The sequence below is a fragment of the Roseibium sp. RKSG952 genome (genome assembly GCF_009711355.1).
Genome location: NZ_SMMF01000908.1, coordinates 1 through 25,599, shown reverse-complemented (window position 1 = coordinate 25,599; position 25,599 = coordinate 1). Strand labels below are relative to the sequence as shown.

19 protein-coding genes are annotated in these 25,599 nt (G+C 58.9%); 11 read left to right on the top strand and 8 right to left on the bottom strand.

Annotated features, from left to right (window positions below; translation table 11 throughout):
* Positions 1-6 precede the first annotated feature (6 nt).
* From ftsZ to recN, 4 genes are all read left to right on the top strand, one after another.
* Positions 7-1,755, top strand: coding sequence for a cell division protein FtsZ (ftsZ, locus tag E1297_RS18155; protein WP_155140843.1), 1,749 nt, complete (start codon positions 7-9; stop codon positions 1,753-1,755).
* A 263-nt stretch (positions 1,756-2,018) separates the two neighbouring features.
* Positions 2,019-2,963, top strand: a complete 945-nt coding sequence (lpxC, locus tag E1297_RS18150; RefSeq protein WP_155140796.1) for a UDP-3-O-acyl-N-acetylglucosamine deacetylase — start codon at positions 2,019-2,021, stop codon at positions 2,961-2,963.
* Positions 2,964-3,167: 204 nt separating this feature from the next.
* Positions 3,168-4,025 carry an outer membrane protein assembly factor BamD gene (locus tag E1297_RS18145; protein ID WP_155140841.1) on the top strand — a complete coding sequence of 286 codons (858 nt, stop codon included), beginning with the start codon at positions 3,168-3,170 and terminating at the stop codon, positions 4,023-4,025.
* Between the two features lie 38 nt (positions 4,026-4,063).
* Positions 4,064-5,743: a DNA repair protein RecN gene (gene recN / locus E1297_RS18140; RefSeq protein ID WP_155140794.1), complete on the top strand. Its 1,680-nt coding sequence runs from the start codon at positions 4,064-4,066 to the stop codon at positions 5,741-5,743.
* 81 nt (positions 5,744-5,824) lie between these two features.
* Here the strand turns inward: recN and E1297_RS18135 are convergent, their stop codons facing one another.
* Positions 5,825-6,040: a hypothetical protein gene (locus E1297_RS18135; RefSeq protein WP_155140792.1), complete on the bottom strand. Its 216-nt coding sequence runs from the start codon at positions 6,038-6,040 to the stop codon at positions 5,825-5,827.
* Between the two features lie 109 nt (positions 6,041-6,149).
* Here E1297_RS18135 and ligA point away from each other — a divergent pair, with 109 nt between their 5' ends.
* Entirely contained in the window at positions 6,150-8,306 is a 2,157-nt protein-coding gene (gene ligA, locus E1297_RS18130) for an NAD-dependent DNA ligase LigA (protein WP_155140790.1), read from the top strand.
* 86 nt (positions 8,307-8,392) lie between these two features.
* Here ligA and E1297_RS50335 read toward each other — a convergent pair whose 3' ends face one another.
* Together E1297_RS50335 and E1297_RS18120 are read right to left on the bottom strand one after the other, a co-directional pair.
* On the bottom strand, positions 8,393-9,208 hold the full coding sequence (locus E1297_RS50335; RefSeq protein ID WP_244327801.1) for an SEC-C metal-binding domain-containing protein: 816 nt from the start codon (positions 9,206-9,208) through the stop codon (positions 8,393-8,395).
* Between the two features lie 266 nt (positions 9,209-9,474).
* Entirely contained in the window at positions 9,475-9,786 is a 312-nt protein-coding gene (locus tag E1297_RS18120) for a hypothetical protein (protein ID WP_155140788.1), read from the bottom strand.
* A 206-nt stretch (positions 9,787-9,992) separates the two neighbouring features.
* Here E1297_RS18120 and E1297_RS18115 point away from each other — a divergent pair, with 206 nt between their 5' ends.
* Entirely contained in the window at positions 9,993-12,371 is a 2,379-nt protein-coding gene (locus E1297_RS18115) for an ATP-dependent helicase (RefSeq protein ID WP_244327803.1), read from the top strand.
* Positions 12,372-12,528: 157 nt separating this feature from the next.
* Here the strand turns inward: E1297_RS18115 and E1297_RS18110 are convergent, their stop codons facing one another.
* From E1297_RS18110 to E1297_RS18100, 3 genes are all read right to left on the bottom strand, one after another.
* Positions 12,529-13,767 carry a carbohydrate porin gene (locus E1297_RS18110; protein ID WP_196223351.1) on the bottom strand — a complete coding sequence of 413 codons (1,239 nt, stop codon included), beginning with the start codon at positions 13,765-13,767 and terminating at the stop codon, positions 12,529-12,531.
* 127 nt (positions 13,768-13,894) lie between these two features.
* On the bottom strand, positions 13,895-15,205 hold the full coding sequence (locus E1297_RS18105) for a carbohydrate porin (RefSeq protein WP_155140782.1): 1,311 nt from the start codon (positions 15,203-15,205) through the stop codon (positions 13,895-13,897).
* 47 nt (positions 15,206-15,252) lie between these two features.
* On the bottom strand, positions 15,253-16,554 hold the full coding sequence (locus E1297_RS18100; RefSeq protein WP_155140779.1) for a carbohydrate porin: 1,302 nt from the start codon (positions 16,552-16,554) through the stop codon (positions 15,253-15,255).
* A 647-nt stretch (positions 16,555-17,201) separates the two neighbouring features.
* Here E1297_RS18100 and E1297_RS18095 point away from each other — a divergent pair.
* From E1297_RS18095 to E1297_RS18085, 3 genes are all read left to right on the top strand, one after another.
* Positions 17,202-17,918, top strand: coding sequence for a response regulator (locus E1297_RS18095; protein WP_155140777.1), 717 nt, complete (start codon positions 17,202-17,204; stop codon positions 17,916-17,918).
* Positions 17,915-19,279 carry an ATP-binding protein gene (locus E1297_RS18090; RefSeq protein WP_155140775.1) on the top strand — a complete coding sequence of 455 codons (1,365 nt, stop codon included), beginning with the start codon at positions 17,915-17,917 and terminating at the stop codon, positions 19,277-19,279. Before E1297_RS18095 ends, E1297_RS18090 begins: the two co-directional genes overlap by 4 nt.
* Before the next feature lie 78 nt (positions 19,280-19,357).
* The gene (locus tag E1297_RS18085; RefSeq protein WP_155140773.1) at positions 19,358-20,248 is read left to right on the top strand and encodes a 50S ribosomal protein L11 methyltransferase; all 891 of its coding nucleotides are present in this window, start codon (positions 19,358-19,360) and stop codon (positions 20,246-20,248) included.
* A 94-nt stretch (positions 20,249-20,342) separates the two neighbouring features.
* On the opposite strand, the gene E1297_RS18080 is transcribed toward E1297_RS18085, so the two are convergent.
* On the bottom strand, positions 20,343-20,540 hold the full coding sequence (locus tag E1297_RS18080) for a hypothetical protein (protein ID WP_155140771.1): 198 nt from the start codon (positions 20,538-20,540) through the stop codon (positions 20,343-20,345).
* A gap of 268 nt (positions 20,541-20,808) precedes the next feature.
* Here E1297_RS18080 and E1297_RS18075 point away from each other — a divergent pair, with 268 nt between their 5' ends.
* Entirely contained in the window at positions 20,809-22,623 is a 1,815-nt protein-coding gene (locus E1297_RS18075; RefSeq protein ID WP_155140839.1) for an aminopeptidase P family protein, read from the top strand.
* A 77-nt stretch (positions 22,624-22,700) separates the two neighbouring features.
* On the top strand, positions 22,701-23,735 hold the full coding sequence (locus E1297_RS18070) for a phytanoyl-CoA dioxygenase family protein (RefSeq protein WP_155140769.1): 1,035 nt from the start codon (positions 22,701-22,703) through the stop codon (positions 23,733-23,735).
* Between the two features lie 17 nt (positions 23,736-23,752).
* Here E1297_RS18070 and E1297_RS18065 read toward each other — a convergent pair whose 3' ends face one another.
* Positions 23,753-25,396, bottom strand: a complete 1,644-nt coding sequence (locus E1297_RS18065) for a chloride channel protein (protein WP_155140767.1) — start codon at positions 25,394-25,396, stop codon at positions 23,753-23,755.
* Between the last annotated feature and the right edge of the window lie 203 nt (positions 25,397-25,599).

Sequence of the window (25,599 nt, the reverse complement as noted above, 5' to 3'; positions counted from 1 at the left end):
GATACTATGACCATCAACCTGAAGATGCCCGATATTCAGGAGCTGAAGCCGCGTATTACGGTCTTCGGCGTCGGCGGCGCGGGCGGAAACGCCGTCAATAACATGATCACCGCGGGTCTCCAGGGCTGCGACTTTGTCGTGGCCAACACGGACGCCCAGGCTCTGGCCATGAACCATTCCGAACGCATCGTCCAGATGGGTGTTGCGGTCACGGAAGGGCTCGGGGCCGGGTCGCAGCCGGAGGTCGGCTGTGCGGCCGCCGAAGAGGTGATCGACGAAATCAACGACCATCTGTCCGGGTCGCACATGGTCTTCATCACCGCCGGTATGGGCGGGGGGACCGGGACCGGGGCAGCGCCCGTGATTGCGCGGGCCGCGCGCGAGCAGGGGATCCTGACGGTGGGTGTTGTCACCAAGCCGTTCCAGTTCGAAGGTGGCCGCCGGATGCGCATTGCGGATTCGGGCATCGAGGAGCTGCAGCGGTGCGTCGACACCCTGATCGTGATTCCGAACCAGAACCTGTTTCGGATTGCAAATGCCCAGACCACCTTTGCCGATGCTTTCGCAATGGCTGATCAGGTGCTTTATTCCGGCGTTGCCTGCATCACCGACCTGATGGTCAAGGAAGGCCTGATCAATCTGGATTTTGCCGATGTCCGCTCCGTCATGCGCGGCATGGGCAAGGCGATGATGGGAACCGGCGAAGCCAGCGGCGAAAAGCGCGCCCAGCAGGCCGCAGAAGCCGCAATTGCCAATCCGCTGCTCGACGAATCCTCCATGAAAGGCGCGCGAGGCCTTCTGATCTCGATCACGGGCGGCAACGACCTGACCCTGTTCGAGGTCGACGAAGCGGCAACCCGCATCCGCGAGGAAGTCGATCCGGATGCCAACATCATCCTCGGCGCGACGTTCGACGAGAGCCTTGACGGCATCATCCGTGTTTCCGTGGTGGCCACCGGCATTGACCGGGAAGCCGACATGGAAGGCTCCTATGAAGCATTGGCGGGAAACTCCGCAGCGGCACCGCAGGTTGAGACCGCCGTTCCGGTATCTCAGCCCCGGGTCCAGCAGGCCGCCGCTCAAGCTGTCGCCAATCTCGAACGTGAACTGTCCATCCCGGACGCTGCCCCTCAGCCGGTCGCAGCTTCCTCGGATCCGGAAGTGGAAATCAGCCGGTATACGCCTGCCCCGCAGACCCTGTCCGACAATCAGCCCGTGGTTGATTTCGAGGAAGAAGCACCGCAGGTCCAGGCTCATGCCGAGCCGGAGCCGGTGAACAAGCCTTATATTCCGCCGGTTGCGGAACAGCATACCCCGGCGCCGCGGATGCCGCGTGTCGAGGACTTCCCGCCGATTGCCCAGCGGGAGTTCATGGCACAGCAATCTCCAGCCGAACCGGCCCAGCAGGAAGTTGCCGACGCCGAACCCGCTGTTGCACAGCCTGTGCCGCCGCATCACGAGGCAGAGGAAGAACGCCGTCCGATGGGGCTGCTCCGCCGTCTTGCCAACGGCCTTGGCCGGCGCGAGGAGGAAGAGGTGCATGAGGAAGAGCCTCAGGCTCAGCGTGCGGCTCCGGTTCAGGCCCCGCGCCCGGCTGCGGTTCAGACACCGGCTGCGCCGCGCGTGCCGCAGCAGCGGCCGGTCAACCATGGCGCTGCCGGTCAACTCGACACCACCGGCCGGGTTTCCCCGAAGGCACAGGCGGATGACGAACAGCTGGAAATTCCGGCGTTCCTGAGGCGTCAGGCCAACTGATTCGCTTCCTGATGAGCGATTCGCTTTTCTTCCCTGAGCAGCCTGGACGAAACCGTCCGGGCTGTTTCCCTTGGGGAAGTAATTTCTCAGAAATTTCAGGTGTTTGCCATCCTGTGGACGGTTACAAACCGTAATAAAGCTTTATTTCATGGAAACGCGGTACATGAGTATTGTCGCACCCAAAAGCGGCAGGTAGCCACGGCAGGTGTGCCCTCGTGCATTCCGGACTGGCAGTCGGCACGCTCAGGAAAAGGCTGGGTTTTATGACTTATCACATCGACCGACAAACGACCCTTGCGGATCAGGTGACGTTGACCGGGATCGGTGTCCATTCCGGCAAGCCCGCTTCAATAACTCTTGTGCCCGCCGAATCCGGTGTCGGGATTGTTTTTCATCGAACCGACAGTGACAAGGCGCGGGCTTTTCCCGCACTTTGGAGCAAGGTGTCGGCGACCTCTCTGTGCACGGTGATTGGCGATCCGTCGAAAGACGGCGTGTCAACGGTCGAGCACCTGATGGCCGCCCTTTCCGGTCTCGGTGTCGACAATCTGGTTGTCGAGATTGATGGCCCGGAAATGCCGATCATGGACGGCAGCAGTGAAGTGTTTGTCGAGGCAATCGATCAGGTGGGACTGAAGCAGCTGGACAGACCGCGCCGCTACCTGAAGATCAAGAAGGCCGTTCGCGTCGACAATGGCAGCGCCTGGTGTGAATTGCAGCCGCATCACAAGACCCGTTTCGATGTGACGATTGATTTCGACACACCGCTGATCGGACGTCAGGCATTCGTTTCCGACATGACGCCGGATGTGTTTCGCCGCGAACTGAGCCGGGCCCGGACATTCGGCTACGTCAAGGATGTCGAGCAGCTGTGGAAGATGGGCTTTGCGCTCGGCTCCTCGCTGGAAAATTCCGTTGCGATTGCCGAGGACAAGGTTCTCAATCCGGAAGGTACCCGCTGGCCGGACGAATTTGCGCGTCACAAGGCGCTTGACGCGGTTGGCGACCTTGCGCTGGCAGGTTTGCCGATTTTGGGCCTCTACCGGTCCTACAAAGGCGGTCACAAGATGAATCACGCGATTCTGGTGAAGCTGTTTGACGACAAGGATGCCTACGAAATCGTCGAGGCTCCCGCGTCCTTCCGCGATCTTGCCCAGGGTAAAAATGCAGCGCTTGCAGCCGCAGCTTTCAAGCCGGATCACTCCTGATCCGGTTGGAAACCTCCTGAATGCCGGCGCTGCCGGTCCGTGCCACAAAAAAGCTCAAAAAAAACGGCAGACCTGATCACTCGGGGCGTGACGAGCGGTTGTATAATCCGCTAAACACTTCAGCATTGCGATTTGGAATATCTGTCCGGCTGCGCCAAGATCTTGCATCTGTTGCGCCGGCGAAGGAGTGAAAGCGTGAGATTCATGGGCACCGTGCCGGCAAATGTTCAGTCCAAAGGCCGTCCAGGCCTTATCAAGGTGGTCGCAGTCCTGGCGCCACTGGCCCTTGCCGCCTGCTCTTCCACCGGCGAAAGCGACGATCTGGCGCTGAACGACACTCCGGCCGAAGTGCTCTACAATGAAGGTCTTGCCCTTCGCGCTGAGGGCAAGCTCAAGGATGCGGACAAGAAGTTCTCCGAACTCGACCGGCTGTATCCGTATTCCGAATACGCCAAGAAATCCCTGATCAACATGGCGTATATCAATTTCAGCCGCGGCAAGTATGGCGACGCGATAAACGCAGCGCGCCGTTTCCTGCGGCTTTATCCGGGCAATCCGGACGCGGCTTATGCGCTCTACATCATTGGACAAAGCTATTTCCGCCAGATGCCGGATATCACGCGGGATCAGACGGTGACGGAGCGGGCCGCGCAGACCTTTGCCGAACTGTTGCAGCGTTATCCGGACAGTGAATATGCGCCGGATGCGGAAGAAAAGCTCCTGATTGCCCGTGACCAGCTGGCGGGCAAGGAAATGCAGATCGGCCGCTATTATCTGGAGAAGCGGAACTACATTGCGGCGATCAACCGGTTCAAGGTCGTGGTGCTGGATTACCAGACAACACGCCATGTCGAGGAAGCCCTGTTCCGCCTGACCGAAGCCTACTACGCGCTTGGCGTTGTCAGCGAAGCGCAGACGGCCGCCGCAGTGCTCGGTCACAATTTCCCCGACAGCCAGTGGTACAAGGATGCCTACGCGCTCCTGAACAAGGGTGGGTATGAGCCCTCCGAAGATTCAAGCAGCTGGATCAGCAAGGCATTCAAGGGTATCAACGTCTTCTGATCAGCCTCTGATTTTCGGAAGACCGGGAGCACGCCTTCATGCTTGTCACGCTGTCCATTCGTGACATCGTTCTGATTGACCGCCTTGATCTTGATTTCGCCCCCGGGATGTCGGTTCTGACCGGCGAAACCGGGGCCGGAAAGTCGATCCTGCTTGATTCGTTGTCTCTGGCCATTGGCGGGCGCGGTGATTCGGATCTCGTTCGCCATGGTGAAGCCCAAGGGCAGGTGAGCGCGGTCTTCGATGTACCTGCGGGGCACGCCGTTCGGAGCTTGCTGCGCGAGAATGGTGTGGACGATGATGGCGACGTGATCTTGCGCCGGATCCAGACCGCGGACGGGCGTACCCGGGCTTTCATCAATGATCAGCCGGTCAGTGTGGGCCTGATGCGTCAGGCGGGAACTCTCCTGGTCGAGATCCACGGACAGCATGACGACCGCGCACTGGTTGATCCCGACAGCCACCGCACGCTGGTCGATTCCTTTGCCGGACTTCAAGGTGATGTCGAAAAGACGGGAGCGGCCTTTTCCGCGTGGCGTACGGCCGAAAAGGCCGTGCGGGATCACGAAGCCCGCATCGAGACCGCCCGTCAGGAAGCGGACTATCTGACCGCAGCTGTCGACGAACTCGGCAAGCTTGCCCCGCAATCCGGCGAGGAAGACGAACTGGCCGCCCGGCGCACCGCCATGATGCAGGTCGAAAAGATCGCCGGGGACCTGAACGAGGCGTTCGAATCGCTGAACGGGTCTGCCTCTCCAATCCCGGAACTGTCGAGTTTGCTCCGGCGGATGGAGCGCAAGGCGGACCAGGTGCCGCATCTTCTGAACGGGCCGGTGTCAGCTTTGGCGTCGGCACTTGACCAGCTGGAAGAGGCACGCGGCGGTTTGGAAATGGCCTTGCGGGAAACCGACTTCGATCCGCGTGAACTGGAAAGTGTCGAGGAACGGCTGTTTGCCCTGCGGGCTGCCTCGCGGAAGTTCTCGGTCCCCGCCGACGATCTGGGGGCACTTTGCGAAAAGATGGCCGGTGATCTGGCCGATCTGGATGCCGGGGAAGGCAAGCTCTCGGCGCTCAAGGAACAGGCCGTGGCCTGCCGCGCGGCGTTTGACGCCAAGGCGCAAAAGCTCTCGGAAAAGCGCGTGAAATCCGCCCGGGCGCTCGAAAAGGCCGTGGCTGCGGAATTGCCTGCGCTCAAGCTGGAGCGCGCACGGTTCATTGTCGAGATGTCCAGTGATCCGGACAATCCGGGCCGGACCGGCATCGACCAGATGGAATTTCACGTTCAGACCAATCCGGGCACGCGGCCCGGGCCGATGATGAAAGTTGCCTCGGGTGGCGAGCTGTCCCGGTTTCTTCTGGCATTGAAGGTTTCGCTGGCCGACAAGGGCTCGGCTCCGACGCTGGTTTTTGACGAGATCGACACCGGGGTGGGTGGCGCTGTTGCGGAGGCCATCGGGTTGCGGCTTGCGCGGCTTGCGGCAACGGTTCAGGTGCTCACCGTCACCCATGCGCCGCAGGTCGCTGCCCGGGCCGAAGGTCATTTCCTGATTGCCAAGGAGGCCGCGGCAAAAGACCGGGTCGCGACCCGGGTCAAGCGGATAGACGAGGCGCATCGCCGGGAGGAAATTGCCCGGATGCTGGCCGGCAGTGTCATCACCGAAGAAGCGCGGGCTGCCGCCGGAAAATTGATCGCTCAGGCCGAAACGGATGCGGCATAGGCTCCGGCAGCCAATCGGGCGAAAGAAAAAGCCGGGCCGCATATGCGCCCGGCCATTTTCCCGAATACCTGCAAGCTTCGATCAGCCGTCTCCCTTGCCGGGCAGCGGAACATTCAATTCCTTCTGGTCTCCGCCCGGAGTGGTGAACTCAATCGACAGTCCTTCGCTTGCTTCCTGGCGTTCGGTGTAGATCCACGCGCCGGCAGCCGCAGCCACAATCATTGCCCCCAGAAGGAACCATAGCCCGCGTGATTCCAGAATGGCGGCCGATTTATTGTTGTTGGACTGTATCGTCATATCCCTCTCCGGTGTGGTTTGATCTATAAGCGGCTTAATGTGCAAACGCGCCGGACCCGGACTGGTTCCCCGTCCTGTTCGTTACGTCCCCATTTTTCCTGGTGCTTCCATGTCCGAAAACCTCGACCAAAACGCCGATATCGATACCCTGACGCTTGAACAGGCCCGGGGGGAGCTGGAACGGCTGGCCTCGGAAATCGCAGAGCATGACAGGCGGTACCACCAGGAAGATGCGCCAACGATTTCGGATGCGGACTATGATGCGCTTCGGCTGCGAAATGCGGCCCTGGAAGCGCGCTTTCCGGAACTGGTGCGTGAAGACAGCCCCTCTGCCCGCGTCGGGGCCGCGCCGTCGGAAGCCTTTTCCAAGATCACCCACAAGGTGGCGATGCTGTCGCTGGACAATGCGTTCAAGGATGACGATGTCCGTGACTTTGTCGGCCGGGTGCGCCGGTTTCTGAAATATGATCCGTTGATGGGGGCGCTTGCGGTCACAGCCGAACCCAAGATCGACGGCCTGTCACTGTCCTTGCGCTATGAACGTGGCAAGCTCATCTATGCGGCCACGCGCGGTGACGGCACGACCGGTGAAAATGTGACCGCCAACGCCCGAACCATTTCGGACATCCCGCAGGTTCTGACAGGCGCGGTGCCGGAGGTTGTCGAGGTTCGCGGCGAAGTCTATATGGCGCATGCCGACTTTCAGGCGCTCAACACTCGCATGGCGGCCAATGGCGGCAAGGTGTTTGCCAACCCGCGCAATGCGGCGGCCGGGTCCCTGCGCCAGCTCAACTCCGATATCACCGCCTCCCGGCCCTTGAAGTTCTTTGCCTATGCCTGGGGCGACATGAGTGAGATCCCGGCAAAGACCCAGCTGGACATGGTGCGGATTTTCGAAAGCTGGGGCTTTGTCATCAACCCGCTGATGAAGCGTTGCGAGAGCGTCGAGGAGCTGCTAGAGGTTTACCACCGCATCGAGGAGGAGCGCGCAACGCTCGGCTACGATATTGACGGCGTGGTCTACAAGGTCGACAGGCTTGACCTGCAACAGCGGCTCGGCTTTGTGTCCCGCTCGCCCCGCTGGGCGATTGCCCACAAGTTCCCGGCGGAAAAGGCCTTCACCATCCTGAACGATATCGAGATCCAGGTTGGCCGCACAGGCGCCTTGACGCCGGTTGCCAAACTCGAACCGGTCACGGTCGGTGGTGTGGTGGTCTCCAACGCAACGCTGCACAATGAGGACTACATCAAGGGCATTGGTCAGGACGGCGAACCGATCCGGGGCGGCAAGGATCTTCGGGTTGGCGATACGGTGCAGATCCAGCGTGCCGGTGACGTGATCCCGCAAATCGTCGATGTGGACCTCGCAAAACGGTCCGAAGGGGCGGAAGCCTTTGTGTTCCCGACCCTATGTCCGGCCTGCGGAAGCCATGCGGTTCGGGAGGAAAACGCCAAGTCCGGGCGCATGGATGCCATTCGCCGCTGCACCGGAGGGTTGATCTGTCCGGCACAGGCGACAGAGAAGCTGAAACATTTCGTGTCCCGCAATGCCTTCGATATCGAGGGCCTCGGCGACAAGCAGGTCGATGCCTTCTATCAGGACGGTCTGGTGATGGCACCTGCCGACATTTTCACGCTGGAAGACCGCGACAAGCAGGCCTTGACCAAACTCCGCAATCGCGAAGGCTGGGGCGCGGTCTCGGCCCGCAACCTGTTTGAGGCGATCAACGCACGCCGGAACATCGACCTGAACCGCTTCATCTTCGCGCTCGGCATCCGGCACGTCGGCGAGGGCAACGCCAAGCTTCTGGCCCGGGCCTACGGGTCCTGGGGCGTGTTTTCCGATGCGATGATCGCCGCCCATGACAAGGGCGGAGATGCCTGGACGGATCTCAACAACATTGACGGTATCGGGACCATCGTTGCAGATGCCTTGACGGAATTCTTTGCCGAGGAACACAACCGCGCGCAGCTCGACGCGCTCGTGAAGGAAGTCAGCCCCCGCGACGTGGAAAAGATCGATGCGTCAGGGTCGCCGGTTGCGGGCAAGACCGTGGTGTTTACCGGTTCCCTTGAACGCATGACCCGCGATGAAGCCAAGGCCATGGCCGAACGCTATGGTGCCAAGGTGTCCGGGTCTGTCTCCAAGAAGACAGATCTCGTGGTTGCCGGTCCGAAAGCGGGCTCGAAACTGAAAAAGGCCGAGGAGCTCGGCATCGAGGTGATTTCAGAGGATGCGTGGTTCGAGCGGGTCGAGGGAAGCTGATCGGGTATTCGCACTCTTTGGACCGGGATCGCCGGTGCTCGTCTGACACGCGGATGAGCACCGGCTTCCCCCGGGGGGTGATCGGTTCACTCGAGGCAGCACTTCTTGTACTTCTTGCCCGATCCGCAGGGGCAGGGATCGTTGCGGCCGACATCGCGGTTACGATTCACGATCGGGTCGTTGCCGGAGCTTAAGCTTTCAAAAAGATCAGCCAAAAAACCGTAGTGAGGCTTCGGCGTTTCCCGCTCCCGACGAAAACCCATTTCAATTTCGACATCTTCCAGATCGCCGCAGATCCTCAAGTTGACGGCGTTTGCATTGTAGGCAGCGCGAATTGTTTCAATTGCTTCCACCGCTTTGAGGTCAAGCAAGGACGAAACGATCCAGCCGTTAAGGTCATTGCCGTTTTTTAAGAACTCGAGGAGCTGTTTTTCAAGGACTTCGAGGCATCGGTTCCGAATATCCGGATTTCTTATGCCGATGGTACTAAGGCAATGAGTGGCGGTACACCGATCAATTTCGTTGATACGCCGGTTGCCGAGGTGGGTTGTCAGCGCGTCTATTCCCTCGGTTCCGAATTGGGAAAAGACCAATCGCAACTCTTCATGCAGCCAATCATCATCTGACTGTACAGTACTGTATTTCAGAAGCGCTTCAGCCGTCTCCGCCGCTTTCAACTGCCCGAGCGTGCGCCAGGCATGCAAGGGCGCCCAAACCTCTTTTGTATCCGGGGCTGCGGAATTGAGGGATGGGTCCGTCACCAAACTCAAGAGATCTGGAACGTGTTCCTTGCCAAAGCCGAGCTCAAGGTAATCGGGCCATTGGTCTGCATCGCCGCCAAAATGATCAGGTTCGCCGATTGTCAGGAGTTCACTCAAGGGAGCGGGATAGGAATGTGTCAAGGGAACGGGATCCTTGCTGATATGGTTTGGCTCGGTTTTGGAGGTGTGGAGGGTTTCGGTGATCCTGGGGTTGCCATGAGCCAGGGTGATCGAAACCAAGTTTGGCGAAGACTTATAATGCCATCGGCAATCAAACTGAAACCGATAATGGCCGGGCCGGCCTTGTTGAATTTTGACGGCTCTGGAAGCTGTCGCGAGAGCCCGAAAACGTTCCAGGGAAGCTCTGGTTGCACTTTGAAATTGAATTCGCCCACGGCCTGATCGCGTCAGTCAGCCGGAGCGACACTCGCATCTCTTACTTCATAGACCCCCTTGTTGAGCGTCACGGTAAACGTGGTTGTGTGGTTTTGATTGACGCGAAACGTATAGGTCATTTCATCAAGACTGCGCGAAACGTCATCCATCAGACGGCACAAGGGGGCCTGGTTGGCTTTCAGGAATGCGTAGGACTGCGACTCACAATAGATCAGCGCATAGGCGTCCATGGATTCGTAGTATTTCGCCCTGATCAGCAGGGCCGCGTAAACGGCGAGTATGGCGATGATCGCCGCGACCAGAGCGAATAGTTTCAGACGCATGTGACTGGCTGGTTCCCCGGGACTCGATCCTGAAAGACTGGCATTGATTCGGTCCAAGGGCAATGCGCGGCCTTGTCCCCATTAAATCCTTGGATCATGCCTCGCTCACGGCCAATTCGTTGCTATATTGTTCTCCAACTGTAGCAACCAGAATCGTGACCGCGTTGATGACCATGCCTTCCGGCTTTTCAGATGATTGGGACCCGATGGACCGCGCTTTTGAGCCAGCACCCGCTGCATCGCGCACAGGCGGTATCGCGGCACGCGCGATGGCGGCCCGTCAGGCACCCGACTATCTGACCGGTCTCAACCCGGAACAGCGGCTGGCGGTTGAAACCATCGAGGGCCCGGTGCTGGTGCTCGCCGGAGCCGGAACCGGCAAGACCCGGGTGCTGACGACGCGGATTGCACATATTCTGGCGACTGGTGCGGCGCGTCCCTCGCAAATCCTTGCCGTCACTTTCACCAACAAGGCCGCGCGGGAAATGAAGGAGCGCATTTCCGGCTTTATCGGCGGTTCCATCGAGGGAATGGGCTGGCTTGGAACGTTTCACTCGATTTGCGTGAAGATCCTGCGCCGTCATGCAGAACTGGTCGGGCTCAAGTCGAGCTTTTCGATCCTCGATACCGATGACCAGATCCGGCTGATCAAGCAGGTGATCCAGGCTGAAGGGCTCGATGACAAGCGTTGGACGGCCAAGGCCTTTGCGGCAATGATGGATGGCTGGAAGAACCGCGCGCTTGGGCCCAAGGATGTGCCTGAAGGCGAGGCGGCGGCTTTCGGCAATGGCCGGGGGCGGAAGATCTATGCCGAGTATCAGGACCGCCTGTCGGTTCTGAATGCGGCTGATTTCGGCGACCTGCTGCTGCATGTCATCACCCTGTTCAGGACCAACCCGGATGTTCTCAAGGACTATCAGCACCGGTTCCGCTACATGCTGGTGGACGAGTATCAGGACACCAACATTGCCCAGTATTTGTGGTTACGGCTGCTCGCACAGGGCAATCCGAATGTCTGTTGCGTGGGCGACGATGATCAGTCGATCTACGGTTGGCGCGGGGCGGAAGTCGACAATATCCTGCGCTTCGACCACGACTTCAAGGGCGCGACGGTCATCCGGCTGGAGCGCAATTACCGCTCGACCAGCCATATCCTGGCGGCCGCCTCGCATCTGATCTCGCACAATGAGGGGCGGCTCGGGAAGACGCTGTTCACGGACTTTCACGAGGAAGACCATGATCTCGTTTGTGTCGCCTCGGCGTGGGATTCGGAAGAAGAGGCCCGGTCGATTGGCGACGAGATCGAGTCGCTTCAGCAAAAGGGCCACAAGCTCAATGACATGGCGATCCTGGTGCGGGCGTCCTTCCAGATGCGTGAGTTCGAGGACCGTTTCATAACGCTCGGCCTGAATTACCGTGTGATCGGCGGCCCGAGGTTCTATGAGCGCATGGAAATCCGCGATGCGCTCGCCTATTTCCGCTGCACGGTTCAGCCCGCCGACGATCTGGCCTTTGAGCGGATCGTCAACACACCGAAGCGCGGGCTCGGTGAAGCCACCTTGAAAATGGTGCATGAACTGGCCCGGGCCGAGCGCATTCCTCTGCTGCAGGCAGCCCAACAGCTCTGCGATACGGAAGAGCTGAAACCCAAGCCGCGCAATTCGCTCCGTCAGGTGCTTGGAAATTTCGAACGCTGGCGGGGTCAGGTCGAGACCCTGTCGCACACGGAACTGGCCGAAATCATCCTTGATGAGAGTGGCTACACGGAAATGTGGCGCAAGGACCGCTCTGCCGAGGCTCCCGGCCGGCTCGACAACCTGAAGGAACTCATCCGCTCCATGGAAGAGTTCGAATCAATGGCGGGCTTTCTGGAGCATATCGCCCTCGTCATGGACCGCGATTCCAACGACGACAATGATGCCGTCTCGATCATGACGCTGCATTCGGCGAAGGGGCTGGAATTCGACACGGTGTTTCTGCCCGGCTGGGAGGAGGGGCTGTTTCCGCACCAGAGATCGCTGGACGATAGCGGTCGTGCCGGGCTGGAGGAGGAGCGGCGGCTCGCCTATGTCGGCATTACGCGGGCGAAGAAGCGTGCCAAGATCTGGTTCACGTCCAACAGGCGTATTCACGGAACCTGGCAATCGAGCATTCCGTCCCGGTTTCTCGACGAGCTGCCGCCCGAACACGTCGAGATTGCCGAGCCGTCCACGCGCTATGGCGGGTATGGCGGCGGAGGCTATTCGTCCCGTTTCGACAAGTCTGACCCCTTCGAGGCGGGCAGCTATTCAACTCCCGGCTGGCAACGGGCCCAAAAGGCGCGCAAGTCTCAAAGCGACGACATCTTTGGCAAGTATGATGTCCGCTCCAAACGGACAAAACAGCAGGGCCCTTTGACGATTGAGGGTGAACTGGTTGCCAAGTCGGTCAGCGATACGCCCTCGGCCTATTCCGTCGGCGAGCGGGTGTTTCACATCAAGTTCGGCTACGGCGCGATTGCCTCGATCGAGGGCAACAAGCTGACCATCGAATTCGAAAAGGCGGGCCGCAAGAAGGTGATCGACAGCTTTGTCGAGCGGCACTGATTTCTTGCGCGCAGTCGAACTGAAATGCGCTCAGTGAACACATCTCCCGAACGCTGTCGAATGGCTGAGGTTGAAACCTCTGCGCGTAACGGTAAGGCGCGGTAGCGTGCAGAGAACTGCCGCCACAGTCCGTTCCGCCTGCCCATGCCGCAGCCGTTCAAAAAGTGACGCTGAGCTCAAAGCCAAGGACCCCGGCATTTTCAATATCCGGGTCTCCGTCCGGGTGAATGATGTATTGCGCCATGGGTTGAATATAGAGCCAGGGCGTGGCCTGGAACCGGTGGTTGATTTCCATGGCCAGCTCGAAATCCTGATCCTCCAGATCTTCGCTGAAAGACGCATAGAACAGACCGAACGCGGTCGTGTCGTTATCCCGGTTGGGAAACAGCCCCTGATAAAGCAGACCGGCAAAGAGGCCGAGAGGAACCGGGTTGATGGTCTGGTCCGGGTTCACTGTGAGGGCGGCCCATGCGGTGAGCCCCTGACCCCTGTCAGAGGTTTCGCGCGTCAGCTGTTGTTGGCCGATGGCGTAGAAGCCGTAATTGCCGAAGATCTCATCGTCTTCGTCTTCGTCTTCGTCATCGACCTTGGCATACTTGCTGCTGTCTCCATAACCGCCGGCAAGGACTTTGCCCGGCAGGCCTCCGGTGCTGTTTTGATCATTCCAGCTGTAACTCAGCTGAGCCATGGTCAGGACGCCACGGTCGAGCCGCAGTGAAAAGTCGGTGCCGCCGTTGCTATCCTCCAGGGGTGAAAGGTCAGCGTTGTAGGCTCCCAGGGTAACCTCCCAACCATCCGCAATATCGGCGTTTCCCCGGATCCCCCATTGGGCCCTCGGATACGCAGTGAAGGCGGGAAGGTTGTCTCCGATGCTGCCCGGGTTCCCGTTTATTCCTGCGCTGACGTAGTCACCAAACAGGTCGAGCGCGGCAAAGTCCGCGCCGCTGGACAGGCGGCCAAGCGCAATGTTGTAACGGTCATTTGCAAGAGATTGCTCCAGGTACAGGTCAACAAGCCGCGCCTGCCGGCCTGCGAAAACCTGTTGGATCTGAAAAAGGTTGCCGACGGCCTCTGTGGTCAGATCCGTTCCGCCAGCCCAGTTGCCACCCGCATAGAAGGAAAGCCCTTTTGTGCCAAACAGCTTTTCGAAATCGAATGACATGGAGCCGCCTAGCTGGGCAGCATAGCTGAGGTCTTGCCGTTTCCCTCCAAACGGATTGCCGGCCACATCCGTCGTGTAGGTCAAGGCCGGAGTAATGCCCGCTTGTTCCAGACGATCCCGTTGCCCGCCCCAATTTCCGGTGAGATAGTCCCGGTGCAGAACGTCCTCGGCATGCGCCGTTGTGAAGAGGCTTTGGATCGAAAGAATGATGAGACCAAGGCCCGCAGCTTTCATGAGTTTCCTGTTTGCAAGATATGAAGACAAGAAGGGCCGGGCATTTGAATGGGGGTCAAAAACAAAAATCTTTTGATTGCCCATGTATTTGGTCCCTGCAGATCAGGCTGCATTGCATGCGGCCCGCCTAGAAATCGATGCTGAGTTCGAAGCCGATCACGCCCGCATCGTGTATGTCCGATTGGCCATTCGGGTTGATGATGTATTGCGCCGAAGGCATGACATAAAGCCAGGGTGCGATCTGGAAGCGGTGGTTGAGTTCCATCGCAATCTCGAAATTCTGATCTTCAAGATCCTCGCTGAAAGCAGTGTAGAAGAGCCCGAACGCCGTGCTGTCTTCATCTCTGCCGGGAAACAGGCCCTGATAGATCAAACCGCCAAACAGACCGATCGGAACCTCGTTTATGGTTTGATCCGGCGTCACAGTCACGGCGGCCCAGCCCGTCAGGCCTTGATTTACGGAGGCAGCCTCGCGGGTTAGCTGCTGGTGCCCGAAGGCATAAAAGCCATAGTTGCCATAGGTCTCGTCGCTTGAATCAGCCAACGCGGCGTATTTGCTGCTGTCACCAAAGCCCCCCAGAATGATCTCTCCAGGCAGAGCGTTCCCGGAAGGTGTCCGGTTCCAGCTGTAGCTTGCTTGCGCGAAGGTGAGAACGCCGAGGCCCGGGCGGAACGAAAAATCCAGACCGCCATTGCTGGCATCCTTGACAGACGGATCGGCATTGTATGTCCCGACGGTTAACTGGAAGCCATTTTGCAGATCAAGGTGTCCACGAGCGCCCCACTGCGTATCCGGGAGCGTGGTCCATCCGGGAACGTTTTCGATGATCGTCAGGGCGTGGTGCCCGACCCCTGCGTTCATATAGTAGGTAAAAGGCTTCATGGTTCCGAAATCGTCGCCAATCGCAATGCGTCCTGCCGCAATGTCCAGTTTTTTATCGAAGAGTGACTTTTCCACGTACAACTCGGAAAGCCGGAACGTGCGGCCCGAGAAGACTTCCTGGACAATGAAGAAGTTGCCGATCGTGTCGGAGGACAGGTCCCGTCCATGCGCCCAGGATGCACTCACCAATGCGGACCAGCCACGGGCCCCAAACAGTTTTTCGAAATCGAAGCGCGTCGATCCGTAGAGAACCCCGGCATAGTCTGCACCTTGACGTTCGCCTCCAACCGGATTTGCGGCGGGGTCTGCTGTATAATTCAGGGCCGGTGTTATTCCGGCATTTTCCAGTCTGGTGCGTTCACCGCCCCAATCGCCGGTCAGTTCTTCCCGTTCGAACAGATCATCCTGTTGTGCCAGGGTTGGGGTGGTTCCAATCACTGCAAGGAAAGCCGTTGCGGCGGTCAGAACACTGAGAACGCTGCGAGACAGGGTTGCTCTTCGCCAGTGTTTTCGCGGCAGGAGTGTCTGGAAATCACGCTTTATTGGCACGCTCATGACTAATTGCTGCCGCTGGTTTTGATGGGAAACCTCACAAAAAAGCACTAGAAGTCGACACTGAAGGCAAGCCCGATGACGCCAGCGTCATCAATGTCGGTTCTTCCGTCCGGGTTGATGATGTATTGCAGTTGCGGGGTGAGCTGGAGCCACTGAGCCACCTGGAAGTGATGATTGAGCTCAATGGTCAGTTCGAAGTCCTGATCATCCAGATCCTCACTGAAGGAGGCGAAGTACAGGCCCAGGGCGGTCACATCCTCATCCCGGCCCGGAAACAGACCCTGATATGTCAGGCCGCCGAATATGTTGAGCGGTGCAATATTGATGGTTTGGTCCGGGCTGAAAGAAAGTGCGCCCCAAGCCGTCAGGCCTTGGGTGCGATCCTCGCCTTCCTGCGTGAGTTGCTGCTGTACGATCCCGTAAAACCCGTAGTTTCCATAGCTGCTCTTGTCCGGGTCAGTAAGGTGATCGTATTTGCTGCTGTCGCCAAAACCGCCAAACCAGATTGAACCCGGCAAACCCGGAGCGTTCGGCTGTCCGTTCCAGCTGTAGCTGGCTTGCGCGAAGGAAAGAACCCCCTCTGCGGGGCGAAACGAAAAATCGACCCCGCCATTGTCTGGATCCAGGACTTCAGTATCCGCATCGTAAGCACCGACGGAAAATTCGAAACCGTTGGGGAGGGTCAGGTCGGCCTTGGCGCCCCAGGTTGCATAGGGCGGATACACATATGCAGGCAGGTAGGTAACGTAGTTGATCAGGCCGCCATTTACATAATTGCCGAATATTGGAACGTCGGCGAAATCCGCCCCCGGCGTTCGGCGGCCCGCCGACAGCGTGATCATGCCCTGGGCAAAGGATTGCTCAACGTAGAGTCTGCCCAAACGCACGGTCGGGGCGGAAAAGACGCCCTGGACCTCGAAAATGTTCCCGATCGACGTTTCCGAAAGGCTGGTTCCATGCAGCCAGCCAACGCTTGCGAAGAGGGACAAGCCCTGGGCGCCGAACAATTTTTCAAAATCAAACTTGGACGATGCGGTGAGGTTCCCTGCATATGCTGCGCCCTCGCTCTCGCCACCAATCGGATTGGCTGCAAACTCTCCCAGATAATGGAGGGACGGTGTGATCCCTGCGGCTTCCAGCTCGCTTCTTTTGCCGCCCCAGTCACCGGTCAAGTGTTTCCGGGTCAAGAGATCCGATGATTGCGCAATAGCTGTGTTCCCCGCACTAAGGCAAACCGCCGACAAAAACGCCGCGAGTGATGCTGTCCTGATCAAAAGGGATTGCCGTTTGTCTCCGCGCGCCTGTACTGCGCGTTTCTGAAGCGCTGCAATACCCTGTTCGTTGCCCATGTGGTCACCACCATGAAGGGAAAATGTTCTTTCCTTCCGTCAGGTTATCTTGTCCGGAGCCAAGATAGAATTCAGCTTTGACACTTCGAGGGGCAAAAGTATGGAGTGTTGCAATTTTGCACGGCTGTTGCTGATAGAGCAGAATGAAATTTGAATATACGCTGTGTTTCTCCGGACACTGCTCAAGTTGGGTGCAAAAAAGCCGGTCACTTGGAGGTGACCGGCTGGCTGCCATCGCAAATACTACTGTTGGATGGGGGTAAATAGCCTTTGGTCAAGGCAGCCGGGCCTGAGTGTTCCGGAAATCTGGGGATTAGATTAAGAAACTATGGTGTGCGTGCTGCTGCTGGCCGTGATGTGTTTGTCGATATCTTCCGTTTTTTGTGAACCACCAATTGAGGTGTTTTACCGATCTTGTCGAAATCCCCAGCCTCATTTTTAATGAAGCCATGGTTCAAACGCAGGCCATTATTCTTACGTTTTCATTTTCAGTTGTTTTGAGTAGATGGTGTCCCATATTAATAAATATTAAATGGTCTGCGTTTTTAGTTTTCTTGTATTTTCTATATTTCATATCAGAAAATAAATGAAACAAAACTGTACAATTTGAGACGTGATTTTTGTATCTGTTTGGGCATACTGTAATCATGACAAAGTCAACACATATTCTGATCGTTGAAGACGACCCTGAAATCGGTGCCTTGATGCAGCGGCACCTTTCGGAAAACGAGTGGCGTGTGAGTCTTGCGGCCAACGCCGCCGAGATGGACCGAAAGTTGGCGGGCGCACGGATCGACCTGCTGATTCTGGACGTCATGCTTCCGGGCGAAGATGGTATCAGCATCTGCCGGCGGGTCAGGGCGTCCAGCCCTGTGCCGATCATCATCGTCTCCGCCAAGGGAGATGATATTGACAAGGTTGTCGGTCTCGAAATCGGAGCCGACGACTATCTTCCGAAGCCTTTCAATCCGCGTGAGCTGACAGCCCGCGTCCGGGCCATGTTACGCCGCATGGAAATGGGGTCCGTTGCACCCACAACAAATGCTCAATCCATTGGCTTTGAGGGGTGGGAATTGAATTGCACCTTGCGGCAGTTGAAAAACCCGGAAGGGGCCGAGATCTCGTTGACGGGTGGCGAATTCGATCTGCTGCAGGTCTTGTGCGAGCGCGCGGGACGTGTCCTGAGCCGGGAGCAATTGATCGACTTGACGCAGGGCCGGATCGGCGCGTCGAACGGGCGTAACATTGACATTCTGATCAGCCGCGTCCGTTCGAAACTCGAGGCGGGAGGTGCCCCTTACCGCTTCATCCGGACAGTCCGCTCGGGCGGTTACGAGTTTATTGCCAAGGTCAGTCCGGTTTGAAGAACGTTTTGGTTCAGGTCTGCCCGCGGCGAATTGCGGGCCAGATCATGCTGCTGTTGCTGTTTGCGCTCGTGAGCGTGGCAGCATTGTTCCTCATCTACATGACCTTCGCGCAGCGCGATGACGGCGAAAACGAATCGGCCACGATCGCCGTAAAAAACAGCATTGCGATAGCGGAACTCAACCATACCCCGCCAGACAAGCGCGGCGCGTTTATCCGCGCGCTTCAGGCAACGGAACCGGAAGTCAATCTCGCAATCATTGAGCACTACACTCCGCCGTCCGGGCCCAGGCACTTGCCTCCGTTTTGGCCGTTTCGTGAAGGGTCGGTGGGATTTGGAATTACCTTGCTGGATGCCGAGCCGGGCGGCGGGCCAGTGGAAGGTCCGGGGCCGCCCATCCTGTATTTTTCCTTGGCTGACGGCACCGTGGTACGCGCAATCCTAGCCCCTGCGGGCGTGCCTGGGCCGCCACCGGGGCCGGGCGGCGGGCTTCTCAATCGCCTTTACATCTCGCTCGCGTTGTTTTCGCTTCTGCTCTTCGTGCTGCTTGTCTGGGCGACCAGAACGCTGATCCGTCCCTTGTCACAGCTGTCGCGGGCGGCATCGTCCTTCGGACACCAGTCAATGGATCCGGTGCCGCTGGCCGAGCGTGGGCCCCTTGAGGTTCGTGAAGCCGCCAGGGCCTTTAACCGGATGCAGACCCGGATCAACCAGTTTGTCGACCGGCGCACCCGTATGCTGGCTGCGATCAGTCACGACTTGCGTACGCCCTTGACGCGGTTGCGCTTGCGGATCCACTTCATGGAAGATGAAGATCAAAAGCAGCGTAATCTGGCTGATCTCGACCTGATGGAAAACCAGCTGAACAGCGCGCTGCATTTCCTGAAACAGGGCCAAAGCGACGAACCCTTTGCCAAGATTGCACTTGGCAGTTTCGTGCAGTCCCTAACGGATCAGTTTTCCGATCTCGGCTTTGAAGTCTCGCTGGAAATGGAGACAGGTCTGACCGTGAATGCGCGCAGGAACGATTTGATCCGGGCCTTGTCCAATCTGATCGATAATGCGCGTAAATATGCCGGGGAAGTCACCGTAGCCGTCAAGCGGCACAACAACCAGGCGGAGATCCGGGTGATCGACCATGGGCCGGGGATTGCGGAAGAGGATTTCGAGAGGATGCTGGAACCTTTCGAGCGCGGCGACCTTGCCCGGCAGGTTCAGCCCGGGACGGGCTTCGGGCTGGGGCTTGCGACATCCAGGGGAATTGCCGAGGCCCATGGCGGCAGCTTGTGCCTCATGGAAACGCCCGGCGGGGGATTGACCGTCAGTTTGCGCCTGCCGCTGGTTCAATCTGAAGCTTGAACGCCATTAGCTCTGGCAGCCGGAAGCTTCAGCCGGTATATCGCGGCATCTTGACTTGAACGAGGCGCGAATTGGGCGATGAAGACCATCAGGGTACGCATCACGGCGGAAGAACTGGAAGCAAAACGGATTGCGGAAATCCTTGAGCGGGCTTTTGAGGACGACGGCAATCCGGTAACGATCTATGAGGCTTCTGCCGACGGCAGGATCTGGGCCGCAGAGGTGCTTCTGTTCGATATCGAGGCCGAAGATGCGGCCGGTGCTGTTCGGGACCGGGTCGGAGCCGATGCATTTGCAGCGCCATTGGAAGCCGAGGAACTTCCCGATATCAACTGGGTGGAAAAGAGCCTCGAGGGCTTGGCGCCGGTGCGTGCCGGGCGGTTCATGGTGCACGGCAGCCACGATCGGGACAAAGTTCCAGGTGGGGCCGTCGGCCTTGAAATCGAGGCAGCCCTTGCCTTTGGAACCGGCCATCACGGCACGACCGCCGGCTGTCTTGAGGAAATTGACCGGCTTTTGTGCATGCGTAGCTATGATGCCATTCTGGATCTGGGGACCGGAACCGGTGTCCTGGCGATCGCGGCTGCAAGCCTCGCCCGGCAGCCGGTTCTCGCAACCGATATTGATCCCGTCGCCACCCAGACGGCTGCCGAAAATGCGCGGCTGAACGAGGTCGGGCATTTGGTCCACACCTTTACCGCCAACGGCATGGCCGATCACAGGTTCGGCTATTATGGCCCGTTTGATCTGGTGATCGCGAATATTCTAGCCCGCCCGCTCATGCAGATGGCCAAGTCGATTTCGGCGCAGATGACGGCTACGGCGACGCTGGTCTTGTCGGGCTTGCGGATTGAGGACGGCCCGAGAATTCTGTTCGCCTACCGGACGCAAGGGTTCCATCTGGTGCGCCGGCGCGAGAAGGATGGATGGTTGACCCTGACCCTTGTCCGCGGCCGTCAGGACGCGTAACCGGCAGAGCCCGGCTCCATCCTGCCAAATGGCAAAAAAAGAGCGCGAAGGTCGGACCTTCGCGCTTCTTTTGTTTTCCGGGGGGCGGAAATGGTCAAAAGACCATGGAGCTCGCACCTTCGCGCTCCAGCTCCGCGCGGTCATAGCCATGGGCGGCCAGCGTTGCGTCGTCCAGCGACAGCAGATAGCCGTTCACATAGCGCTGTGCTTGTGCGGCACGGGCATCGATCATGCGTGAGAAGGCGCGGCGGACAAAGCTGCCGCGGGTCGAGTTTCTTGTTTCCATTACCATCTTGTTCTCCGTGCAATGAGGTCCGGCGGTGATGTCCGGAAGGAGCACGTCCTGATTTTCTTGTGCCGGATATGAGCAATTTCAACGCGATAAGCTAGCCACCGCGATGCATGACAGGCTTGCGTTTTTCGCATGTGCGAAATGTAATGTTGCGTTGCGAGCTTGCTATGCTGGATTGCCGGGGCAAAAGATGTTCTCCCCGGACGGTTGGCGCCTTTTCGGTTTTCATCTTGATCCGGTCCGATGGTTGGTATTAGCGTCCCGAACCATGTTCCAGACATTCGACGATCTTTCCGATCCATCCTGCGGAGCGCCGCATGCAGCGCTTCTCAGGTCCGAACTGAAGCGCCTCGCGCTTGACGGTTTTCTGATTCCGCGCGCCGATGCGCATCAGGGCGAATATGTCCCGGCAGCTGATTGCCGCCTGGAATGGTTGACGGGTTTTTCGGGCTCGGCCGGGATGGCGGCCGTGCTCGGCGAAGAAGCGGCCGTTTTTGTGGATGGACGCTACACGATCCAGGTTCGCGAGCAGGTCGACATGGCTGTTTTTCCAGCCCGGCACCTGATCAATGAACCGGTTACGGACTGGTTGGCTGCGCGTCTGAAATCCGGACAGCGTCTTGGCATTGATGCCATGCTTCACACCGTGCGCGAGGTGCGGCGCTTGCGCAAGGTATGTGAGGACGCGGGAGCCGAACTGGTGCTTCTGGATGACAATCCGGTTGACGCGGTCTGGGTAGACCGGCCCGAGCCGCCTCTGGGGGCCGTCACATTGCATCCCCTCGACAAGGCCGGTCTTGCGTCAAAGAGCAAACTTGCGGATATCCGGAAGGCTATTTCAGACAAGAAGGCGGATGCATGCGTCTTGACCCAGCCGGATTCGATAGCCTGGCTGTTCAATATCCGTGGCTCGGATGTTCCCCATGCACCGCTTCCCCTGTCCTTTGCGATTGTCCCGGCAGAGGACAAGCCGTCCCTTTTCATTGATGGCCGCAAGCTGTCCAATTCGGTGCGGGACGGCTTGTCCGGTCTGACCGGCCTTGCCGATCCCTCGGAGCTCAAACCGGCCCTGAATGCTCTTGGCGCGGCTGGCAAGACCGTCCTGATTGATCCGGCTTTGGCCGGTGAAGGCATTGCGGCGGCAATCCGAGACGCGGGGGGCACGCTCGTGGAAGGCAGCGACCCGGTTCTGTTGCCGAAGGCGGTCAAGAACAGCGTGGAAATTCAAGGTGCGCGCGCGGCCCAATTGCGCGATGCCGTCGCCTATGCGAAGTTTCTGTGCTGGTTTGACGAAGTGGCCCCGTCTGGTGACCTCGACGAGATCGGGGCTGCCGAAAAACTGGAACAGTTCCGGCTTGAGACCGGCGTCCTGAAAGACATTTCCTTTGATACGATTTCGGGCGCAGGCCCGAATGGAGCAATCTGCCACTACAGGGTCACCCGGTCGAGCAATCTCAAGATCCCGGCAGGCAAACCCTATCTGATCGATTCAGGCGCTCAATACGAAGACGGTACCACCGACATCACGCGCACGCTGGCCGTTGGCGAAATGACCGCCGGCATGAAGCGGCACTATACGCTGGTGCTGAAAGGGCATATCGCGATTTCCACGGCACGGTTTCCGGAAGGCACGACAGGTGCGCAACTGGATACGCTCGCGCGCATCGATCTGTGGAAGGCGGGGCTGGATTTCGACCATGGCACGGGTCACGGCGTGGGCTCCTATCTGTCTGTCCATGAAGGACCGCAGCGGATCGCCAAGACCGGCGCCACGCCGCTCAAGCCCGGGATGATCCTTTCCAATGAGCCTGGTTACTATCCGGCCGGCGAATACGGTATCCGGCTGGAAAACCTGGAACTTGTCACGCAAGCGCAGGCAGTCGAGGGCGGCGAACGGCCGATGCTCGGGTTTGAAACCCTGACCCTTGCGCCGTTCGATCTGCGGCTTGTCGACACCACCTTGTTGACCGAAGCGGAGCGGTGCTGGTTGAATGACTATCACAAGCGCGTTGCCGAAACGGTCGGACCGCTGCTGGACGACAAGACCTGGAAGTGGCTGGAGAACGCGACCGCCGCAGTTTAGGCGGGCGCATATCGCAACTTGACCTTGTCAGGCGCCATGGTGTTTATGGCGCCTGATTGTTTTTTCGAGCCAAGCATATGAAACCCGTCGATATTTTGAAATCACCCTTGTGGGCGGCAGAGCTTGCGACCGGCGCCAAGTCCTTCTGCGACAATCCGATCATCGGAAGCCGGAGACTGAATGCGCGGGGCCTGCATGTCGGGCGCGTCCGGCTTGCGCAGCAGATGAGCGACTGGCGCCGCAGGAGGCTGGCTTCCTTTGTTCCGGAGGACATGCGGGCAAACTACGACCGGGACGGGTATCTGCGGTATGACAACGTCTTGAGCGAGACCGATCTGGCGGGTCTGCGGGCGGAAGTCGAGCAAAACCGGTTCCACGCCTGGGACATGAAGCAAGGCAATGCGGTGACCCGGTTTATCCCGCTGCCGCCGTCCGTTCTACGCGACAAGCCGTGTCTGAACGCGTTTGTGAACAGCAGCCTGTTTCGCAAGAGCCTGCAATATGTGGCCAGCACCAACGCGGATCCGATCGTTTACCTGCACATCGTCCTGACCAATCCGCAAAAGGGACGTCCAGACCCGCAGACACACTTTCATTCCGATACGTTTCAACCGACCTCCAAGTCGTGGTTCTTTCTTTATGATGTGCCCGCAGAAGAAGGCCCTTTCACCTATGTGCCGGGATCGCACAAGCTGACGGCGGAGCGGGCACGATGGGAGCAGCTGCAAAGCGAGGAGGCGGCCACGAACAAGAACCGTCTGCATGCCCGTGGCTCGTTCCGGGCAACCGCGGACGAGATCCGGCAAATGGGGTTTGGCGATCCGGTGCCGTTTGCCGTTCCCGGCAACACCTATGTGGTGGCCGACACGCATGGATTTCATGCAAGAGGGCCCAGCGTGCGCCCGTCCGTCCGGGTCGGGATCTACGGATCCTTGCGCCGGAACCCGTTCCTGCCGTTCACTGGGCTGGCGCCGTTTACCTGGCCGGGCCTGTATGGCCGTCAGGCGCTTTTGCACATGAAAACAAAAGACCTCCGGAAACGGTATTTCAACACGCACAATTCGCATCAGTATGTCGGTGCCGTTTTGCCCACGGACCCGTCTCCGCGCTGATCATTCCCGGTGAGGGGTTAGCGATGTTCTTCCTCGCTGACCTGGATCAGGGCCTTGTTGAAATAGCTCAGTGCCTTGACATGCCGGGCAATGCCGATGATCCGTCCGGCGTCGCCGCTTGCGACAACCGGCAGTTCTTCATGTCCGCCGGCATCAAACGTCTTCAGCGCGCTTTCCAGCGTGTCGGTGGCGTGTAGATAGGGACGGCCGCCGCCGGGAGAAAAGTGACGGTCTTCTTCCTTTTCCGGTGGCGGATCCATGAAGTCGCGCACTTTCACGGTTTCACGCAAATACTGGTGCGCACCCTCGTGCAGGCAGACCCCACGGGTTTCAAGCTGCCAGTGGAAGAAGGATTTGCCGTGGACCAGATGCGTCAGTCCGGTCGAGATCGATACGGTCAAGAGCAGCGAGATCGACAAGGCATAGCCGCCGGTAAGCTCGAACACGATCATGGTGGTTGAAATCGGGGCGCCGAGCATGGCCGCGGCAACGGCCCCCATGCCGAGAATGGAATAAAAGGTCTGGCTCGACGCAGATTCGGGAAAGATGGCCGCGGCAACGATCCCGAATGCCCCTCCTGCCATGGCACCGAGATAAAGGGACGGCGAAAAGATTCCGCCCCCGAAACGCGATGCCAAAGTGATTGCGGTGGCCGCGGTCTTTGCCACCACAAGGCCGATCAACATCAGGAACGGCAATTCCTCCTTGAGTGCCAGGTCGGTCGCGCCGTAGCCGACCCCAAGTACGCCCGGGAAGGCGATGGCAATGGCACCTACCGCAAAACCGCCCACAACCGGCCGCAGCCACAAGGGCATCCTGATGTTCCGTGCGAACCAGTCCGTTCCAATGAGCGAGAACTGGAAGACAATTGCGACAATGGCACAGACGACCCCCAGCAGCGCAAAGGCCGGGATCTCTGAGTAATGCGGAAACGCAAAGGCCGGGATTTCGAAGGCAGCCGCATTGCCGAAATACTGGATTGCCAGCACCGTTCCGACCGTTGCCGACAGGACAATCGGAACGAATGCCGAGAGCGCATAGTGGCCGAGAACGACTTCATGGGCAAACAGGACGCCTGCAATCGGGGCGTTGAAGGACGCGGAGATCGCGCTGGCAACGCCGCAGGCAAGCAGGATGCGCCGGGCCGAATCGGGCAGGCTGAAGACCCGGCAAAGTGCGGTGCCGAGCGTCGCTCCCAGATGGACCACGGGCCCTTCGCGGCCCGCACTTGCTCCGAAACCCAGGGAGATGACCGTAATGAGAGCGGACATCAGCCCGTCGCGCAAGGGCAAGCCGCGCCCTCCCAGAGCCCGTGCCTCGATGACATCTGCAACCCCGCCGGTCCGCTGCTTCTTGGTCAGGAATTGCAGGAGCAATCCGACGATCAGCCCGCCTGCTGCCGGTGCACTCAAGATGAGCCACCAGGGTTGATGAATGGCCGATTGCATGACCTTCTCGGACGTGGTTCCAAGCCATGTCCACTGGATCAGCCCAATCCCCATGCGGAACAGGATTGCGGCCACGGCCACCAAAACGCCGATCACGAGGGAAAGCACCCAGACAGTCGGCATCCGGCTGTCCAGAAACATGCGCAGGTTCGGCGAGATCCATGTTTTCAGGATTTGGGGAAGCCGGCGGAGAGGATCTGGAATGATTTGCATGGGCCGTTTGATCTCGAACGCCGGCGCCGGCATCCCGCAGGGGTGGACAAGGCTCGTGTTTCCGTTCTTCCGCCAAAAACGAAGTGTCTGCAAGGTTTGTCGCGTCCGGTTGGCCTCTTTTTTGTGGCTCGCTCGACAGAATTGCGTATTCATGGCTCACTTGAAGAGACCTTTGCATATTGCTGGTCTGTGCAGCTGAACGC

Bases quoted from the DNA above. Each gene is read 5' to 3' on its own strand.
- E1297_RS18135 (WP_155140792.1), bottom strand. From the start codon at position 6,040: ATGACGATACAGTCCAACAACAATAAATCGGCCGCCATTCTGGAATCA.
- E1297_RS18105 (WP_155140782.1), bottom strand. From the start codon at position 15,205: ATGAGCGTGCCAATAAAGCGTGATTTCCAGACACTCCTGCCGCGAAAA.
- ligA (WP_155140790.1), top strand. From the start codon at position 6,150: ATGTCCGAAAACCTCGACCAAAACGCCGATATCGATACCCTGACGCTT.
- E1297_RS18115 (WP_244327803.1), top strand. From the start codon at position 9,993: ATGGACCGCGCTTTTGAGCCAGCACCCGCTGCATCGCGCACAGGCGGT.
- E1297_RS18120 (WP_155140788.1), bottom strand. From the start codon at position 9,786: ATGCGTCTGAAACTATTCGCTCTGGTCGCGGCGATCATCGCCATACTC.
- ftsZ (WP_155140843.1), top strand. From the start codon at position 7: ATGACCATCAACCTGAAGATGCCCGATATTCAGGAGCTGAAGCCGCGT.
- E1297_RS18085 (WP_155140773.1), top strand. From the start codon at position 19,358: ATGAAGACCATCAGGGTACGCATCACGGCGGAAGAACTGGAAGCAAAA.
- E1297_RS18100 (WP_155140779.1), bottom strand. From the start codon at position 16,554: ATGGGCAACGAACAGGGTATTGCAGCGCTTCAGAAACGCGCAGTACAG.
- E1297_RS18070 (WP_155140769.1), top strand. From the start codon at position 22,701: ATGAAACCCGTCGATATTTTGAAATCACCCTTGTGGGCGGCAGAGCTT.
- E1297_RS18080 (WP_155140771.1), bottom strand. From the start codon at position 20,540: ATGGTAATGGAAACAAGAAACTCGACCCGCGGCAGCTTTGTCCGCCGC.
- E1297_RS18065 (WP_155140767.1), bottom strand. From the start codon at position 25,396: ATGCAAATCATTCCAGATCCTCTCCGCCGGCTTCCCCAAATCCTGAAA.
- recN (WP_155140794.1), top strand. From the start codon at position 4,064: ATGCTTGTCACGCTGTCCATTCGTGACATCGTTCTGATTGACCGCCTT.
- lpxC (WP_155140796.1), top strand. From the start codon at position 2,019: ATGACTTATCACATCGACCGACAAACGACCCTTGCGGATCAGGTGACG.
- E1297_RS18095 (WP_155140777.1), top strand. From the start codon at position 17,202: ATGACAAAGTCAACACATATTCTGATCGTTGAAGACGACCCTGAAATC.
- E1297_RS18145 (WP_155140841.1), top strand. From the start codon at position 3,168: ATGGGCACCGTGCCGGCAAATGTTCAGTCCAAAGGCCGTCCAGGCCTT.
- E1297_RS18110 (WP_196223351.1), bottom strand. From the start codon at position 13,767: ATGAAAGCTGCGGGCCTTGGTCTCATCATTCTTTCGATCCAAAGCCTC.
- E1297_RS18075 (WP_155140839.1), top strand. From the start codon at position 20,809: ATGTTCCAGACATTCGACGATCTTTCCGATCCATCCTGCGGAGCGCCG.